This window comes from Vibrio sp. FF145 (genome assembly GCF_041439075.1).
Taxonomy (GTDB): Bacteria; Pseudomonadota; Gammaproteobacteria; order Enterobacterales; family Vibrionaceae; genus Vibrio; species Vibrio tasmaniensis_A.
On sequence record NZ_JBGONH010000009.1, the window covers coordinates 1 to 15,997 of the forward strand.

Genomic DNA, 15,997 nt, shown 5'->3' on the forward strand with positions numbered 1-15,997 from the left:
AGTACCTGGCTACGAACCAGGCGGTCGGAGGTTCGAATCCTCCAGGGCGCACCACATTATTAGAGAAAGCCTCGTTTTTACGAGGCTTTTTTTATGTCCGCTATAAATTTGTTGCAACAATGTTAAATTTGTGGTGTTTTTAACTTGTTGTATTTAAAGTAATTCTTGATTGCTTCTTTGTTATTCCACCTTTCTCATATCAATTCTCAGAAAAGCCCCGTTTAAGTCACAGTTTAAATATCTAAAAATGACTCATTTGACAGATTTATGTGATCTGATAGGCGAATAATTAACCTTATGTGTGCGTTATCCGTAACAGAACCTTAAACAAAATTGACAAACTTTTACCAATCGAGATAATCCATGGGTCGGGATCACTATTCGCTGAAATCCTGTACGTATGTCAGGATGACGAAGAAAGGAAGCAACATGACTAATATTGGAAGCCTGCTAGGAGATGCGGCGACTCTAATGATAACGGGGATGTCCGTTGTCTTTATTTTCTTAACTATTCTAGTTTACCTCGTTCGGTTGATGTCAAAACTGGTACCAGAAGAAGTACCGGAGCCGATCGCAGCACCTAAAAAAATTCAAAAATCACAATCAAACCCTTCAGCTGTTAGTCCACAGGTAGTGGCAGCAATTTCGGCCGCGGTTCATCAATACCGTGCGTCTACTGCTAAGTAGCATTTAAAGGATTAAAAAGGAGTTTATGAGCATGTCTAAACCACTAGCTATCACAGATGTGGTACTTCGTGACGCGCACCAGTCACTATTTGCTACTCGTATGCGTATCGAAGATATGCTGCCAATTGCGGCAGAACTGGATAAAGTCGGTTACTGGTCACTTGAGACTTGGGGCGGCGCAACGTTTGATTCGTGCATCCGTTTTCTTGGAGAAGATCCGTGGGAACGTTTACGAGAGCTGAAAAAAGCGATGCCCAACACACCAATGCAGATGCTACTGCGTGGTCAAAATTTATTGGGTTACCGTCACTACGCGGATGATGTAGTAGAAAAGTTTGTTGAACGTGCCCATAGTAACGGCATGGACGTATTCCGTATTTTTGATGCGATGAATGACGTACGTAACTTTGAAACCGCAGTGAAAGCAACGATTGATGTTGGCGGCCACGCTCAAGGTACGTTGTCTTACACAACCAGTCCGGTTCACAACTCAGATACGTGGGTTGATTTGGCTAAGCGCCTAGAGGATCTAGGTTGTCATTCACTATGCATCAAAGATATGTCAGGTTTATTAAAGCCTTATGAAGCGGAAGAGCTAATCACTCGCATCAAAGCGTCTTGTGATGTGCCTCTAGCGCTGCATAGCCACGCGACAACGGGTCTATCAACCGCTACAGCCGTTAAAGCTGTTGAAGCGGGTATTGATATTCTAGACACCGCAATCTCTTCTATGAGCTGTACTTACGGCCATACACCAACCGAAACGGTTGTTGCTATGCTAGAAGGCACAGAGCGCGACACGAATCTCAAACTAGACCAAATCGAACCAATCGCGGCTTACTTCCGTGATGTACGTAAAAAGTATGCGAAATGGGAAGGCCAGCTAAAAGGTGTCGATTCTCGAATCTTGATCGCTCAAGTTCCTGGCGGCATGTTAACCAACATGGAAGGCCAGCTTAAAGAGCAAGGCGCTGCCGATCGCATGGATGAAGTTCTAGAAGAGATCCCACGCGTACGTAAAGAGTTGGGTTACATTCCTTTGGTAACACCTACTTCTCAGATTGTCGGTACTCAAGCGGTTATCAACGTTCTAACGGGTGAGCGCTACAAGAGCATCACTAAAGAGACTGCGGGTCTACTGAAAGGCGAATACGGTCAAGCTCCTGCTGAGGTTGATGCTGAACTGCAAGCGAAAGTGTTAGATGGTGCTGAGCCAATCACGTGTCGTCCTGCTGATTTACTTAAGTCTGAAATGGATACGTTAACGACTGACCTTTTAGAAAAAGCGAAATCAGATGGTATTTCACTCGCTGAAGATACCGTTGATGATGTACTGACGTACGCACTATTCCCACAAGTGGGTCTTAAGTTCCTTAAAAACCGTCACAACCCTGAAGCGTTTGAACCTGCACCAACGGCTGAAGCTGCAACTTCTGTTGCGGTTGCACCACAACCTGCTGCTGGCGGCATTGAGAGCTACAGCGTGAAGGTTGATGGTCAAGTTTATGATGTTGAGGTTGGCCCTCAAGGTGAACTGACATCGGTATCTCCATCAGCGAAACCAGCACAAGCGGCTCAAGCAGCACCTGCTGCGGCTTCTGATGCAGAAGCGGTTCCAGCTCCGTTAGCGGGCAACATCTTTAAAGTCATCGTTCAGGCGGGTACTGAAGTGGCCGAAGGTGATGTTCTGCTGATCCTAGAAGCGATGAAAATGGAAACGGAAGTTCGAGCTGCTCGAAGTGGTATCGTTCAAGAATTGAATGTTAAAGAAGGCGATGCAGTTACTGTAGGCGCTCCACTACTAAGCTTAGCGTAAGGGAGTACCATGGAAGGATTGATGACCTTATGGTCTGAAACAGGGATTGCTAACTTTGAGTTCGGCCAGATCTGTATGATGTTGGTTGGTTGCTCACTGTTGTTTTTGGCAATTCGCAAAGGGTTTGAACCTTTACTGCTGTTACCTATTGGTTTTGGTGCTGTATTAGCCAATATTCCAAATGCTGGATTCACGGATCCCGGAGGTTTGCTTTACTACGTTTACTACATTGGTATTGAAACTGGCATTTTTCCACTGCTGATCTTTATGGGTGTTGGAGCTATGACGGACTTTGGTGCGTTGATTGCTAACCCTAAAACACTGTGGCTCGGGGCTGCTGCTCAGTTTGGTATATTCGCAACACTATTTGGCGCGATCTTGCTGAACTATGTACCAGGAATGGAGTTCTCAATGGCAGATGCTTCGTCAATTGCGATCATTGGTGGTGCCGATGGCCCAACCGCGATCTTTTTGGCTAGCAAGCTATCTCCTGATCTATTAGGTGCGATTGCGGTAGCGGCGTATAGCTACATGGCTTTAGTTCCTATTATTCAGCCACCAATCATGAAAGCGTTAACGTCTCCTGAAGAGCGCCAAATTAAGATGGCTCAACTTCGTCATGTAAGCAAAGCTGAGAAGATCCTTTTCCCGCTAGCTGTACTGCTGATGACGATTTTGTTCCTACCTTCAGCAACCCCTCTAGTAGGTATGTTCTGTTTGGGTAATTTAATGCGTGAAGCGGGTGTGGTTGATCGTCTTTCAAAAACAGCCCAAAACGAACTGATTAACGTTGTGACTATTTTCCTTGGCCTAGGTGTTGGCTCTAAGCTTCAAGCGGATACGTTCTTGAACTTAGAGACACTGGGTATTCTAGGTTTAGGCGCGGTGGCGTTTAGTATTGGTACGGCTGGTGGTGTATTGATGGCGAAGCTGCTGAACCGCTTCTCGAAAGAAGACATTAACCCACTGATTGGCGCCGCTGGTGTATCAGCGGTTCCGATGGCGGCTCGTGTTGTGAATAAGGTTGGACTTGAGGCAAACCCTCAGAACTTCCTGTTGATGCATGCGATGGGTCCGAACGTAGCGGGTGTACTTGGTAGTGCCGTTGCTGCGGGTATCCTATTAGCTCTCGTAGGTTAATGAGTTACTTGGCTATGCTGCTCGTTACGTTAATTGGTCGTCAATTTACGCATGAGCGGTTAACTTCGCCTTATTAAATGGTTTATAGTCAAAGGGATGCTTTCGCATCCCTTTCTTTTTATTAATTAGGGTGCTTACTCATCAGGGCTTCTATCAATCAAGGAAATGTGGAAATGGAAAATAAACAGATTGCGATTACTCAATTCGGCGGCGTCGAAAACCTCAGTATTCAAACCAGTACTATTCCTGAGCCTAAGGCCGGAGAAGTGGTGGTTAAAGTTTCCTTTTCAGGCGTTAATCCTATTGATGTGAAAACCCGTGCTGGCCTTGGTTGGGCGGCAGCACAAAACAAAGACAACCTTCCTTGGGTTCCTGGTTACGATATTTCAGGGCAAATTGTCACGCTAGGCGAACAGGCAGAGCGTTTTACTGTTGGTGATAACGTAGCCGGCTTTATTGGTTTTCCACTGCAAGGTGGCGGTTATAGCCAGTATGTGTGTGTTCCAGAGGTCGCATTAAGTATGGTCCCAGATTCGGTTGCGTTAGAAGCGGCTGCAGCTTTACCACTCGCTAGCCAGACCGCAGCACAAGCGCTTAACAAAGCGGAAGTGAAAGAGGGCGATCGCGTACTCATCTTAGCGGGTGCTGGCGGCGTTGGTCATCTTGCGGTTCAAATCGCAGTGGCTGCAAAAGCTGAGGTTTACACGACCTGCAGCGAGGCCAACCTTGATTACCTTGCTACGTTAGGCGCTCATGCGATTAACTATAAATTTGCGCCAGCATCGGAAAGAGTCTCTGATGTTGATGTACTGATTGATTTAGTGGGGGGTGATACCGCGCTTGATGCGTTGAAGTGTTTGAAAGATGGTGCGAGAGTGGTAACGGTGCCTACGCTGTCTGCTGAATTAATTTGCGAGAAAGCGACATTATTGGGTTTCACTGCTTCAGGTATGCTCGTTGAGCCAAATCCAGAGCAAATGGACACTATGCTTTACATGGTTAGCGTAGGATTGCTCAAAACAGAAATTCAAACTATCTACCCGTTAGATGAAGCACAGTCGGCGCATCTACAAGTAGAAACCGGACACACCAGAGGCAAGGTACTACTTAAAATGCAAGAAGGTTAATATGCAGTGCTAGAGTTCTTTAATTCTCTTTTTGAAAACATAGCGTTGTGGTTTTCTGACTCGGCGCTGTGGGTGCTCTTCATTAGTGGCTTCTTGAGTGCCACATTGTTACCAGGGGGCTCAGAAGCAAGCCTTGTGGCAGCATTGAGCTTAGAACAGTTCTCAACATCATCAATCATTCTTCTGGCGACACTCGGTAATACTTTAGGCGGGCTGACCAACTATTGGATTGGTTTGTGGCTGCCTAATCGAACTCAATCTGAAAAGCATGGTCATAAGGCTATGGCTTGGCTGAGCCGCTATGGCTATTGGACACTGTTATTCAGTTGGTTGCCGATCATTGGTGACCCTTTGTGCTTAGCCGCGGGTTGGTTAAGGATGAAATTTATTCCTAGCGTTATTTTGATAGCGATTGGCAAAGCCGCTCGCTACAGCTTACTTGCTGCTATCTACTTCGGTTTTTTCTAAGGAGAACCTATGAAAAAGGTTTTACTTGGTACATTTTCCCTTATCGCCATTGCAGGCTGTTCTTACAATGTACCTAGCTCTACACCCTTCTTTTCCTCGTTACCTGAAGGTGTCACTCTGTTAGAAGAGGTTAAGCCTTCTAAAGATAAAGTGGTGATCCCTTACACCAAATATCAGCTTGAAAACGGCCTGACAGTTATTCTTTCCCCTGATGATTCTGATCCTCTTGTACATGTGGATGTTACCTATCATGTCGGCTCAGCTCGTGAAGAAATAGGCAAATCGGGCTTTGCTCATTTCTTCGAACACATGATGTTCCAAGGCTCTGAGAACGTCGGTGACCAGCAGCACTTTAAGATCATTACCGAGGCGGGTGGCTCGTTAAACGGCACGACTAACCGTGATCGTACTAACTATTTTGAAACCGTTCCATCTAACCAACTTGAGAAAATGTTGTGGTTAGAATCAGACCGAATGGGTTTTTTATTGGATGCGGTTTCTCAGAAGAAATTCGAAGTTCAAAGAGGCACGGTTAAAAACGAACGTGCTCAAAGTTATGAAAACCGTCCTTATGGCTTGATGTGGGAACGCATGGGTGAAGCGCTTTACCCTGAAGGTCATCCTTACTCATGGCAACCAATCGGTTATGTGGAAGATCTAGACCGTGTTGATGTGAATGACCTTAAGGCGTTCTTCCTACGTTGGTACGGCCCAAATAATGCGGTACTGACTATCGGTGGTGATATCGACGTTGATGACACGCTAGAGTGGGTTAATCAGTACTTTGGACCAATCCCTCAAGGTCCGGAAGTTAAGGCTGCTGAGAAGCAACCAGCTGTTCTAACAGAAGATAAGTACATCACGTTAGAAGACAACGTTCGTCAGCCGATGGTGCTTGTTGGTTGGCCAACAACCTACCGCGGTGAAGATACGCAAGCTTCACTGAATGCGCTGTCTAACGTGTTAGGTTCAGGGACCAACAGTTATCTGTACCAAAACCTCGTAAAAACGCAAAAAGCGGTGAGTGCAGGCTCTTTCCACGATTGTGCTGAGCTCGCTTGTACTATGTATGTCTATGCGATGGGTGACTCAGGTGAAAAGGGGGATTTGACGGTTCTTAATAAAGAACTGATGGAAACCCTAGAACAATTTTCGAAAGGCGGTGTGGAACAAGATCGTCTAGATCAAATTACCGGCATGGCTGAAGCGAATGCGGTGTTTGCACTGCAAAGTGTTAGAGGCAAGGTTTCACAGCTCGCGTCAAATCAAACCTTCTATGGCCAGCCTGATCGTATTGAATCAAAACTCGATCAAATCCGATCTGTTACCCCTGAAAGCGTAAGCAAGGCGTACCGAGATTTTATCGAAGGTAAGCACAAGGTTACCTTGAGTGTGGTTCCTAAGAAAAAACTCGACTTAGCGGTTCGCGAGGCTACATTTAGCACTCCTGCTCGTACCCTTCCTGAATACAGCAAAGTGACAGAAGAACAATTGGATTTCAGAAAGGCACCGAACACATTTGATCGCAGCGTGATGCCTGAAGTGAACTTTGGTGTTGAAGCGACCATGCCTGAGCTGTATCGCATGCATTTTGCTAATGGTACTGACTTGATTGGTACTGTGACTAGCGAAACGCCGACAGTGCAGCTACAAATTCAACTCCCTGCGGGTGAGCGCTATGTTGGTAAAGGTCAAGAGGGTTTGGCGAACCTAACTGCATCGATGATGGAAGAAGGTTCGACTAAACGAACGGTTGAAGAGTTACAGGCCACCTTAGATAAGCTTGGTAGTAGCGTTAGCATTAGTGCTGGCAGCTATACCACAGATATTTCGGTCTCGACGTTAGAGAAAAACCTGCCTCAAACCTTAGCGATCGTGCAAGAAGTTCTATTTGAGCCTAAGTTTGATGTTCAAGATTTCGAACGCGTTAAGAGTCAGATGTTAGAAGGCGTAGTGTATCAGCATCAACAACCGAGCTGGATGGCTTCTCAAGCAACCCGAGAGGTGTTGTTCGGTAGCAGTATTTTTGGTCGAGCGAGTGATGGCACCAAGGATTCTCTAGAATCGTTAACTCTAGACGATGTAAAACTGTTTTACAGTCAGCACTATACTCCTGAGGGAGCTAATATTGTTATTGTAGGGGACATCACGAAGGAGGAGGTTGGAAAGCAGCTTCAGTTCTTTGAAGAATGGCAAGGTGACGCTGCACCACTCACTCGTCCACAGATCATCAAGGAGCTTTCGGGCCAGAACTTGTACTTAGTGGATAAGCCGGGAGCACCACAAAGTATTGTACGCTTAGTTCGTAAAGGGTTACCGTTTGATGCGACCGGTGAATTGTATTTAAGTCAATTGGCTAACTTTAATTTAGCCGGTAACTTCAATAGCCGCATCAACCAGAACCTGCGTGAAGACAAAGCCTACACTTACGGTGCAAGCGGTTACTTTGCGAGTACGCGTGAAACTGGTGCGGTAGTGTTTAGTGCTCAAGTTAGAGCCAATGCGACGGTTCCATCAATTCAAGAGTTTATTGCTGAGCTAAATGAATTTAGTCAGAGTGGATTAACTGACGAAGAGGTGAAATTTATGCGCCTTGCCGTCGGTCAACAAGATGCGCTTAAATACGAAACACCAAGTCAAAAGGCTGGATTGTTGAGTAATATTGTTACGCTGAGCCTTGATGAAGACTACCTACAGCAGCGCAACCAGATAGTAGAAACGGTTTCAAAAGAGACTTTAAATGAGCTCTCGAAGAAATGGTTTGACCCGAATGATTATCAAATAATTGTTGTTGGTGACGCGACTTCGCTGCGCCCTCAATTAGAAAAGTTAGATATTCCAATAGAAGAGCTTGAAATCATTCGTTAGAGTACACATTAAAGGGGGAGGGAAGAGATTCTACTTTTCTCCTCCAACCTAATTTATGATAGTTCTAATAAGAACAATATAAGATAAGTGAACAGAATTTTGACTGATTTTGCTGCGCGACTAAAGCAAGTTGCAACCAACCCTAAGACCTTCTCTCAATTTGGTCGTGGTGTTGAAAGGGAAACATTGCGCTACACGGAAGATGGGCATCTTGCTACTGGGCCGCACCCTAAGGCTTTAGGATCTGCGTTGATGAACGAATGGGTAACGACCGATTTCTCTGAGTCGCTACTGGAGTTTATCACGCCTGTTTCTAACGACGTTCCGACGCTTTTGAATCAGTTGTCTGATATCCATCACTTCACTCAAACCAAGTTAGACGGCGAAAAGCTGTGGCCACTCTCTATGCCTTGTTATGTGGGGAGTGAAGATTACATTCAGCTTGCGCAATACGGTACTTCTAACAACGGTAAGATGAAGACGCTATATCGTGAAGGCCTAAAGCGTCGCTACGGTAGTCTGATGCAGATTATTTCGGGTGTTCACTTCAACTTCTCTTTCCCAGAAAGCTTTTGGGACAGTCTGTTTGGAGAGCAAACCGAAGAAGCGCGTTGCGAAGCTAAATCAGATGCGTACTTCGGTTTGATTCGTAATTACTACCGCTTTGGTTGGTTAATCCCATACTTCTTCGGTGCTTCACCTGCGCTATGTTCTTCTTTTATCAAAGGAAGAGAAACCAACCTACCTTTTGAAAAGGTTGGAGAAACACTGTATCTACCCAAAGCAACGGCATTGCGCTTAAGTGACCTTGGTTACACCAACAGTGCGCAAAGTGTACTGAAGATTGGCTTCAACAGCCTAGACCAATACCTTGAAGGTTTGAATCAAGCGATTCGCACACCATCAGAAGAATTCGCTGAGATTGGCACTAAGGTTGATGGGGAATACCGTCAACTAAATAGCAACGTACTGCAAATTGAGAATGAGCTTTATGCTCCAATCCGTCCTAAGCGTGTGGCGAAAAGTGGCGAGAAACCATCTGAAGCACTGGCTCGTGCTGGCGTTGAGTACATCGAGGTTCGCTCTTTAGACGTAAACCCATTCAGTTCAATTGGCATCAATGAACAGCAAGTTCGCTTCTTAGATTTATTCCTAACGTGGAGCGTGTTATCAGACTCTGCTGAGATGGATAACTGCGAACTTGAATGCTGGCGCGATAACTGGAACAAGGTGATCTTAGAAGGTCGTCAGGTTGGTTTAGAGCTCAAGATTGGTTGTGATGGAGAAAGACTGTCTCTGCAAGACTGGGCTAAAAATGTATTCAAAGATCTTCGAGTTATCGCTGAGTTGATGGATGCTGAGCAAGGTGGTCGTGCATACCAAGAAACGTGCGATACGCTTGAAGCCTGGATTGATAACCCTGAGTTGACCATTTCTGGCCAGTTATTAGAAGAGACCAAGAAATTGGGTGGTTTGGGTAAAGTGGGTTGTGCGTTAGGAAAAACGTATGCTCAACAACACAAGGCACACCAATATAAAGTTTATTCTGCTGAGTTAATGGAAGCGGAAGTTCAACGCTCTGTCATTGCTCAACAGCAAAGTGAAGAAGCGAGCACTCAAGATTTTGATAGTTTCTTAACGGACTATTTTTCATATTTAAAAGCATAGCGAGACTTTGGTGGAAAGGAAGCAAGCCTTATTAGGTCAGTCTACTCATGTGGGTGGAAAATGGTTACCAGTCGTGACTGTTGGTATTGTCTCTAGCCTATTGGTTGGATGTGCGACGCCTCCTCCTAAGCAGCAAAATAATATATGCAGCATCTTCAGAGAGCACCCTTCTTGGTATGAAGATGCGGTCGATATGCAAGATGAGTGGGGCACACCGATTAACGTCGCGATGGCTTTTGTTAAACAAGAGAGCAGCTTTCGACATGATGCGCGTCCACCAAAAGATTATATTCTTGGCTTTATACCGTGGGGAAGAGTCAGTAGTGCCTATGGCTATGCACAAGCTCAAGACCCTGCTTGGGAAGACTTTCAAAAAGCGACCAATAATGGTGGTTCGAGAACCAATTTTGATGATGCATTAATGTTCATTGGTTGGTACACCAGCGAGACGCGCCGTCAGTTAGGAATCTCATTATGGGACCCGTATAACCAATATCTGGCTTATCATGAAGGCCGTGGTGGCTATAAGCGCAAATCATACAACAGCAAACCATCGTTGATTAAGGTGGCTCGCAAAGTCGAACAGCAAGCAAAAGATTATGGATGGCAACTTAAACAGTGCCGAAAAGAACTAGAAGACAATCGAAGTTGGTTTTTTTAAAGCCAATCGTCATGGAGAATAGCAATGCCTTTATTAGATAGTTTTACTGTTGATCACACGCGCATGAACGCACCTGCAGTTCGTGTTGCTAAAACAATGCAAACCCCAAAAGGGGATACCATTACGGTATTTGACCTGCGTTTTACTGCGCCAAACAAAGATATCCTATCTGAGAGAGGTATTCATACTCTCGAGCACCTATACGCTGGGTTCATGCGTGCTCACCTCAATGGCTCTGCGGTTGAAATCATTGATATATCGCCTATGGGGTGTCGTACCGGTTTCTATATGAGCTTGATTGGTACGCCTTCAGAGCAGCAAGTGGCTGAAGCTTGGTTAGCGGCTATGCAAGACGTACTGAAAGTTGAGAACCAGAATAAGATCCCTGAGTTGAACGAATACCAGTGTGGTACTGCGGCAATGCATTCCTTAGATGAAGCTAAAGAGATTGCGAATGCAATCATCGCTACCGGTATTTCAGTAAACAAAAATGATGAACTGGCATTGCCAGAGTCGATGCTTCAAGAGCTTAAAATCGACTAATCATTTTTGGTTCACATTGAATGCGCTTCACTCTAGATACATTTTGCACTAGAGAGTGAGCGAGCTAGATACAAAAAGAGCTAGATACTAAAAGGCCCGGTTCAATGAACCGGGCCTTTTGTTGTAGAGGGACTTAGTTGGTAACTCAGTGGGTTACTCTCATATAATGAGTCGCCTCTATCCGTTTACGATCTGCGGAAACACACGCACCAGCTTGATGCGATTCTCTTCGAGCTCAACAATTTCCATTGGATGGCTGGCAACCTGAACACTCAGGTGACTCTCTGGAATATCTTCAAGATGCTCCAGTATCAAACCATTAAGTGTTCTTGGTCCATCGGTAGGCAGTGCCCACTGCAAACCTTTGTTGATATCTCGGATATTAGCGCTGCCTTCAATCAAGAAGCTACCATCGCTTTGTGGTGTGATCTCTTCAGATAAACTTGGTGCGATTGAAGTCGTAAATTCGCCCACGATCTCTTCGAGAATATCTTCGAGGGTAACCAAACCGTTAATATCGCCATACTCATCAACAATCAAACCGATACGCTGTTTGTTGCGTTGGAATTTAAGCAGTTGGGTGTTAAGCGGTGTCGCTTCCGGAATAAAGTAGATCTCATCTGCAGCACGCAGCAGGGTCTCTTTATTGAATTCGTTCTTTTCGAGCATCAAGCGATAAGCTTCACGTAGCCTCAGCATGCCAACCACTTCATCTATCTGATCACGGTACAACACGATGCGACCATGAGGTGAATGAGTGAGCTGACGCACGATCGATTTCCAATCATCAGTGATGTCGATGCCGGTGATCTCGTTACGTGGCACCATTATGTCATTCACGGTGACGTGTTCTAAATCGAGAATAGACACCAACATATCTTGGTGACGCTGTGGTATTAGGCTACCCGCTTCATTTACTACGGTTCTGAGTTCTTCTGAGCTTAGATGATCGGTTGCATCATGGTTAGCTTTAACGCCTAAGATACGAATGAAGCCATTGGTAATAAAGTTGACCAAGATAACCAATGGAGATAGCACCTTCATCAGTATTATTAATAGAATGCTGCTGGCGTAAGAAACTCGTTCAGGGAAAAGAGAAGCAATGGTTTTTGGTGTAACCTCAGCAAACACGAGGATCACCAGGGTCAGGGCTCCGGTTGCGATTGCAACACCGATATCTCCGTAGATACGCATACCAAGAATAGTCGCGATCGCGGATGCAAGAATATTGACGAGATTGTTGCCGATGAGAATAAGGCCAATCAATCTGTCTGGGCGACTTAGAAGTTTTTCTACGCGTTTGGCACCTTTATGACCCGTATTGGCCAAGTGCTTTAAACGGTAGCGGTTCAAGGACATCATGCCCGTTTCGGAACCAGAGAAATAACCAGAAATTACAATGAGACACGCGAGTAGCGCAAATAAGATACCCGTTGATATGTCGTCCAAAACTATTCTTTTCCTTTTTTTTGTATCTTGATTAATTTATGACCGAACATGGTCGAGATGTCAATTGAATGTATCGTACTCAATATTTTAAAGGCAAGGTGTGTGAGACCTTGCCTTCATTATACTGACTAATTCAGGATTATTTCCTGAACGAAGCGGCTACCGAAGTAAGCTAATGTGAGCATGGTGGCACCCGCAAGGGCAAACCATGTGACTTTTTGCCCACGCCAACCTTTCTGATAGTGACCCCAAAGAAGGATGGAATAGATAACCCAAGCTATAAAAGACAATACCGCTTTATGTGCTTTACCTTGAGCAAACATATCTTGTACGAAGATAAGTCCAGTTAATAAAGTACCTGTTAACAAACCATTACCGATTAAAATGATCTTGAAAAGCTGTCTTTCCACCATCATTAAAGGAGGTAGGTTAGGGTTTATCACTAAGGCTTTTTTCTTTTTAAGTTTGTGATCTAGCCACGCGAGTTGCATAGCGTATAGCGCACCGATGGTAAGTGTCGCGTATGAGAACAGAGCTAAAGATATGTGTAGCAACAGCTTCGGGTCATTCTCTAAGTGTTTGATGAAGGTACTAGGAAGAAAAGTGGCAGCCATTAGATTTAGAGCAGCGAAGCTATAAACAACCGGCAAGATGAACCACAAACGGGTTTTGAGCATAGCACCGCTCATGACCACAGATATGATTAAACTGATTAAAGAAGCAACGTTTAAGATACTGAGGTTTTGACCACTGGCATTAAAGATTAAATCGCCAAGCAACCAAGCATGGAAAACTAAAGCAAGTAATGCGCTGATAAACACCGTTTTTACACGGATTCCTGTTTGGTGCACGAGACCTGGAATGATCGTGAAAATCGCCATTGTATAAAGAAAGGCTGCTGCGATCGCAATAAGACTGTCCATGGTATCCATTTAAATGATTACTAATTGGCGAATTATACCTCGCATCGCTCTTTGGGGCTATGGTGAACCTCATTCAATTCCAAGTGAATAATGTCTCACATCACATGCGTGGATGATTAACGCTCCACAACGGGTATGACTCTAATCCGCGCTAATGTATACTCACAGTAATAGTCGCAGTTTTGAGCGAAGAGAAAACTATGTTTGATAATTTAACGGATCGTCTATCCAAAACGCTGAAAAACATCAGCGGTAAAGGTCGCCTGACCGAAGACAATATTAAAGAGACGCTGCGTGAAGTACGTATGGCGCTACTTGAAGCCGACGTTGCACTGCCAGTTGTCCGCGATTTTGTTAAGCGCGTAAAAGAAGGCGCTGTAGGTGTTGAGGTTTCTAAATCTCTCACCCCGGGTCAAGAATTCATTAAGATCGTTCAAGCTGAACTTGAAGCTGTGATGGGGGAGTCTAACGAGGCTCTTGACCTGGCAGCACAACCGCCAGCCGTTATCTTAATGGCGGGTCTACAAGGTGCGGGTAAAACCACATCGGTAGGTAAGCTATCTAAGCTCCTGACTGAGCGTGATAAGAAGAAAGTTTTGGTTGTGTCTGCCGACGTTTACCGTCCAGCCGCGATCAAACAGCTCGAAACCTTAGCAAGCGATGTTGGTGTCGACTTCTTCCCATCTTCAGCTGACCAAAAGCCTCTTGATATTGCAAACGCTGCAATCGACCACGCGAAGAAGAAATTCTACGACGTGCTAATTGTCGATACTGCCGGTCGTTTGGCTATCGATGAAGAGATGATGGGTGAAATCAAAGAGCTTCATACTGCCATTAAACCAGTAGAGACGCTGTTCGTTGTTGATGCTATGACAGGTCAAGATGCTGCGAATACTGCAAAAGCCTTTGGCGATACGCTACCACTAACTGGTGTTATCTTAACGAAAGTGGATGGTGACGCGCGTGGTGGTGCTGCACTGTCTGTTCGTCACATCACAGGTAAGCCGATTAAATTCTTAGGTGTTGGTGAAAAGACTGACGCATTAGAACCATTCCACCCAGATCGTGTTGCTTCTCGTATCCTTGGTATGGGCGACGTACTGTCTCTTATTGAAGACCTACAGAAAAACGTTGATACCGAGAAAGCAGAGAAACTGGCTAAGAAGTTCAAAGAGAAGAAAGGCTTTGACCTTGAAGACTTCCGTGAGCAACTTGGTCAGATGAAAAACATGGGCGGCATGATGGGCATGATGGATAAGCTTCCAGGCATGTCTCAGCTACCAGACAACGTTAAAGATAAAGTTGATGACAAGATGTTCAAGCAAATGGAAGCGATCATCAACTCTATGACAATGAAAGAGCGTCAGCGCCCAGACCTAATCAAAGGCTCACGCAAAAAGCGTATTGCTGCAGGTTCTGGTACGCAAGTACAAGATGTAAACCGTATGCTTAAACAGTTCACTCAAATGCAGAAGATGATGAAGAAAATGCAGAAAGGTGGAATGAAAGGCATGATGCGCAACATGCAAGGCATGATGGGCGGCGGTGGAGGTATGGGCGGAATGGGTGGTGGTTTTAACCCGTTTGGCCGATAATCTACAAATGTAAGCTTTAGCTACGTTACTTTTCATAGTGTTAGCCGTGTCACAGAAAGTGAACGGTGGCTATGTTGGTGAAAAAATAGCTAAAGCCCTTGCATTGCCCCGGAATAAGAGTAAAATTCCGGGGCTTTAATTTGGCACGAGACCCCAAGCTATTTACTTATACTTGGGGTTAATTATTTTATTAAGAAAGCAAAGAGGACGACATGGTAACCATTCGTTTGGCACGTCACGGTGCAAAGAAGCGCCCATTTTATCAAATCGTAGTTGCGGATAGCCGTAACTCTGTAACTGGCCGTTTCATCGAGAAAGTAGGTTTCTTTAACCCTACTGCTCAAGGTCAAGAAGAAGGTCTACGTCTAGACCTAGATCGTGTTAACCACTGGGTTGGTCAAGGCGCATCTCTATCTGACCGCGTAGCTAAGCTAGTTAAAGACGCTCAAAAAGCGGCTTAATTCTTTTTTAAAAAGAGAAATAGCTTATGTCGATGAAGGGTAAAGAAACGATGAGCGAGCAAAACGAAAGAATTGTTATGGGTAAACTTGGGTCTACCTATGGTATTCGTGGCTGGCTTAAAGTGTTCTCCTACACAGACAATGCTGAAAGCATATTTGATTACAGTCCTTGGTATTTAAAGCTAAAGGGCGAGTGGGTTGAGTATAAAGTTGAAAGCTGGAAACGTCATGGTCAAGGCTATGTATGTAAGCTAGCGGGATTAGATGTACGTGAAGACGCGCAACTGATGACCAATTTTGAAATTGCTATTGACCCTGCTTCATTACCTGAATTGTCAGAAGATGAATTCTACTGGCGCGAATTGTTCGGTATGCAAGTTTTTACCACTAAAGGTTACAACCTTGGTGAGGTCACTGACCTATTAGAAACTGGCTCGAACGATGTTCTAGTAATCAAAGCAAATCTTAAAGATGCTTTTGGCCAAAAGGAACGGTTAATCCCGTACCTTGAAGAGCAAGTGATCAAGAAAGTTGATCGCGAAGCTCGCCGGATCGAAGTTGACTGGGATCCTGGATTCTAACTCCAAATTA

General features: G+C 44.9%; 14 protein-coding genes. 12 read left to right on the top strand and 2 right to left on the bottom strand.

All coding sequences use genetic code 11. From position 1 onward, the window contains the following. The first annotated feature begins 429 nt into the window (after positions 1 to 429). From ACED42_RS05215 to luxS, 9 genes are all read left to right on the top strand, one after another. Positions 430 to 687 (top strand): oxaloacetate decarboxylase subunit gamma, encoded by a 258-nt coding sequence (locus ACED42_RS05215; RefSeq protein ID WP_004741884.1) that lies wholly within the window; start codon positions 430 to 432, stop codon positions 685 to 687. Positions 688 to 718: 31 nt separating this feature from the next. Further along, entirely contained in the window at positions 719 to 2,503 is a 1,785-nt protein-coding gene (oadA, locus tag ACED42_RS05220; protein WP_029225520.1) for a sodium-extruding oxaloacetate decarboxylase subunit alpha, read from the top strand. A 9-nt stretch (positions 2,504 to 2,512) separates the two neighbouring features. Next, a complete protein-coding gene (locus ACED42_RS05225; protein ID WP_009847617.1) occupies positions 2,513 to 3,643 on the top strand; it encodes a sodium ion-translocating decarboxylase subunit beta in 1,131 nt (376 codons plus the stop codon). 173 nt (positions 3,644 to 3,816) lie between these two features. After that, positions 3,817 to 4,770: an NADP-dependent oxidoreductase gene (locus ACED42_RS05230; protein ID WP_009847616.1), complete on the top strand. Its 954-nt coding sequence runs from the start codon at positions 3,817 to 3,819 to the stop codon at positions 4,768 to 4,770. 6 nt (positions 4,771 to 4,776) lie between these two features. After that, entirely contained in the window at positions 4,777 to 5,238 is a 462-nt protein-coding gene (locus ACED42_RS05235; RefSeq protein WP_017097357.1) for a YqaA family protein, read from the top strand. Positions 5,239 to 5,247: 9 nt separating this feature from the next. Then, on the top strand, positions 5,248 to 8,106 hold the full coding sequence (locus ACED42_RS05240) for a pitrilysin family protein (RefSeq protein WP_009847615.1): 2,859 nt from the start codon (positions 5,248 to 5,250) through the stop codon (positions 8,104 to 8,106). A gap of 99 nt (positions 8,107 to 8,205) precedes the next feature. Then, entirely contained in the window at positions 8,206 to 9,774 is a 1,569-nt protein-coding gene (gene gshA / locus ACED42_RS05245; RefSeq protein WP_009847614.1) for a glutamate--cysteine ligase, read from the top strand. 10 nt (positions 9,775 to 9,784) lie between these two features. Continuing rightward, on the top strand, positions 9,785 to 10,435 hold the full coding sequence (locus ACED42_RS05250) for a hypothetical protein (RefSeq protein ID WP_009847613.1): 651 nt from the start codon (positions 9,785 to 9,787) through the stop codon (positions 10,433 to 10,435). Between the two features lie 24 nt (positions 10,436 to 10,459). Further along, positions 10,460 to 10,978 carry an S-ribosylhomocysteine lyase gene (gene luxS, locus ACED42_RS05255; protein ID WP_009847612.1) on the top strand — a complete coding sequence of 173 codons (519 nt, stop codon included), beginning with the start codon at positions 10,460 to 10,462 and terminating at the stop codon, positions 10,976 to 10,978. A gap of 177 nt (positions 10,979 to 11,155) precedes the next feature. Here the strand turns inward: luxS and ACED42_RS05260 are convergent, their stop codons facing one another. Further along, on the bottom strand, positions 11,156 to 12,427 hold the full coding sequence (locus ACED42_RS05260; protein ID WP_102249164.1) for an HlyC/CorC family transporter: 1,272 nt from the start codon (positions 12,425 to 12,427) through the stop codon (positions 11,156 to 11,158). Between the two features lie 128 nt (positions 12,428 to 12,555). Continuing rightward, the gene (locus ACED42_RS05265) at positions 12,556 to 13,350 is read right to left on the bottom strand and encodes an inner membrane protein YpjD (RefSeq protein WP_102249163.1); all 795 of its coding nucleotides are present in this window, start codon (positions 13,348 to 13,350) and stop codon (positions 12,556 to 12,558) included. Positions 13,351 to 13,550: 200 nt separating this feature from the next. Between ACED42_RS05265 and ffh the strand changes: the two genes are divergently transcribed. The 3 genes from ffh (at position 13,551) to rimM (ending at position 15,987) form a co-directional block, all read left to right on the top strand. Then, positions 13,551 to 14,945 carry a signal recognition particle protein gene (ffh, locus tag ACED42_RS05270; protein ID WP_004735506.1) on the top strand — a complete coding sequence of 465 codons (1,395 nt, stop codon included), beginning with the start codon at positions 13,551 to 13,553 and terminating at the stop codon, positions 14,943 to 14,945. 212 nt (positions 14,946 to 15,157) lie between these two features. After that, the gene (gene rpsP, locus ACED42_RS05275; protein WP_004735508.1) at positions 15,158 to 15,406 is read left to right on the top strand and encodes a 30S ribosomal protein S16; all 249 of its coding nucleotides are present in this window, start codon (positions 15,158 to 15,160) and stop codon (positions 15,404 to 15,406) included. A 26-nt stretch (positions 15,407 to 15,432) separates the two neighbouring features. After that, complete coding sequence (gene rimM / locus ACED42_RS05280; RefSeq protein ID WP_009847609.1) at positions 15,433 to 15,987, top strand: ribosome maturation factor RimM; 555 nt, start codon at positions 15,433 to 15,435, stop codon at positions 15,985 to 15,987. The last annotated feature ends 10 nt before the right edge of the window (positions 15,988 to 15,997 follow it).

Excerpts from the sequence above, each read along its gene's own strand:
- ACED42_RS05225 (WP_009847617.1), top strand. The coding sequence starts at position 2,513 with ATGGAAGGATTGATGACCTTATGGTCTGAAACAGGGATTGCTAACTTT.
- luxS (WP_009847612.1), top strand. The coding sequence starts at position 10,460 with ATGCCTTTATTAGATAGTTTTACTGTTGATCACACGCGCATGAACGCA.
- ACED42_RS05265 (WP_102249163.1), bottom strand. The coding sequence starts at position 13,350 with ATGGACAGTCTTATTGCGATCGCAGCAGCCTTTCTTTATACAATGGCG.
- rimM (WP_009847609.1), top strand. The coding sequence starts at position 15,433 with ATGTCGATGAAGGGTAAAGAAACGATGAGCGAGCAAAACGAAAGAATT.
- rpsP (WP_004735508.1), top strand. The coding sequence starts at position 15,158 with ATGGTAACCATTCGTTTGGCACGTCACGGTGCAAAGAAGCGCCCATTT.
- ffh (WP_004735506.1), top strand. The coding sequence starts at position 13,551 with ATGTTTGATAATTTAACGGATCGTCTATCCAAAACGCTGAAAAACATC.
- ACED42_RS05215 (WP_004741884.1), top strand. The coding sequence starts at position 430 with ATGACTAATATTGGAAGCCTGCTAGGAGATGCGGCGACTCTAATGATA.
- oadA (WP_029225520.1), top strand. The coding sequence starts at position 719 with ATGTCTAAACCACTAGCTATCACAGATGTGGTACTTCGTGACGCGCAC.
- ACED42_RS05240 (WP_009847615.1), top strand. The coding sequence starts at position 5,248 with ATGAAAAAGGTTTTACTTGGTACATTTTCCCTTATCGCCATTGCAGGC.
- ACED42_RS05230 (WP_009847616.1), top strand. The coding sequence starts at position 3,817 with ATGGAAAATAAACAGATTGCGATTACTCAATTCGGCGGCGTCGAAAAC.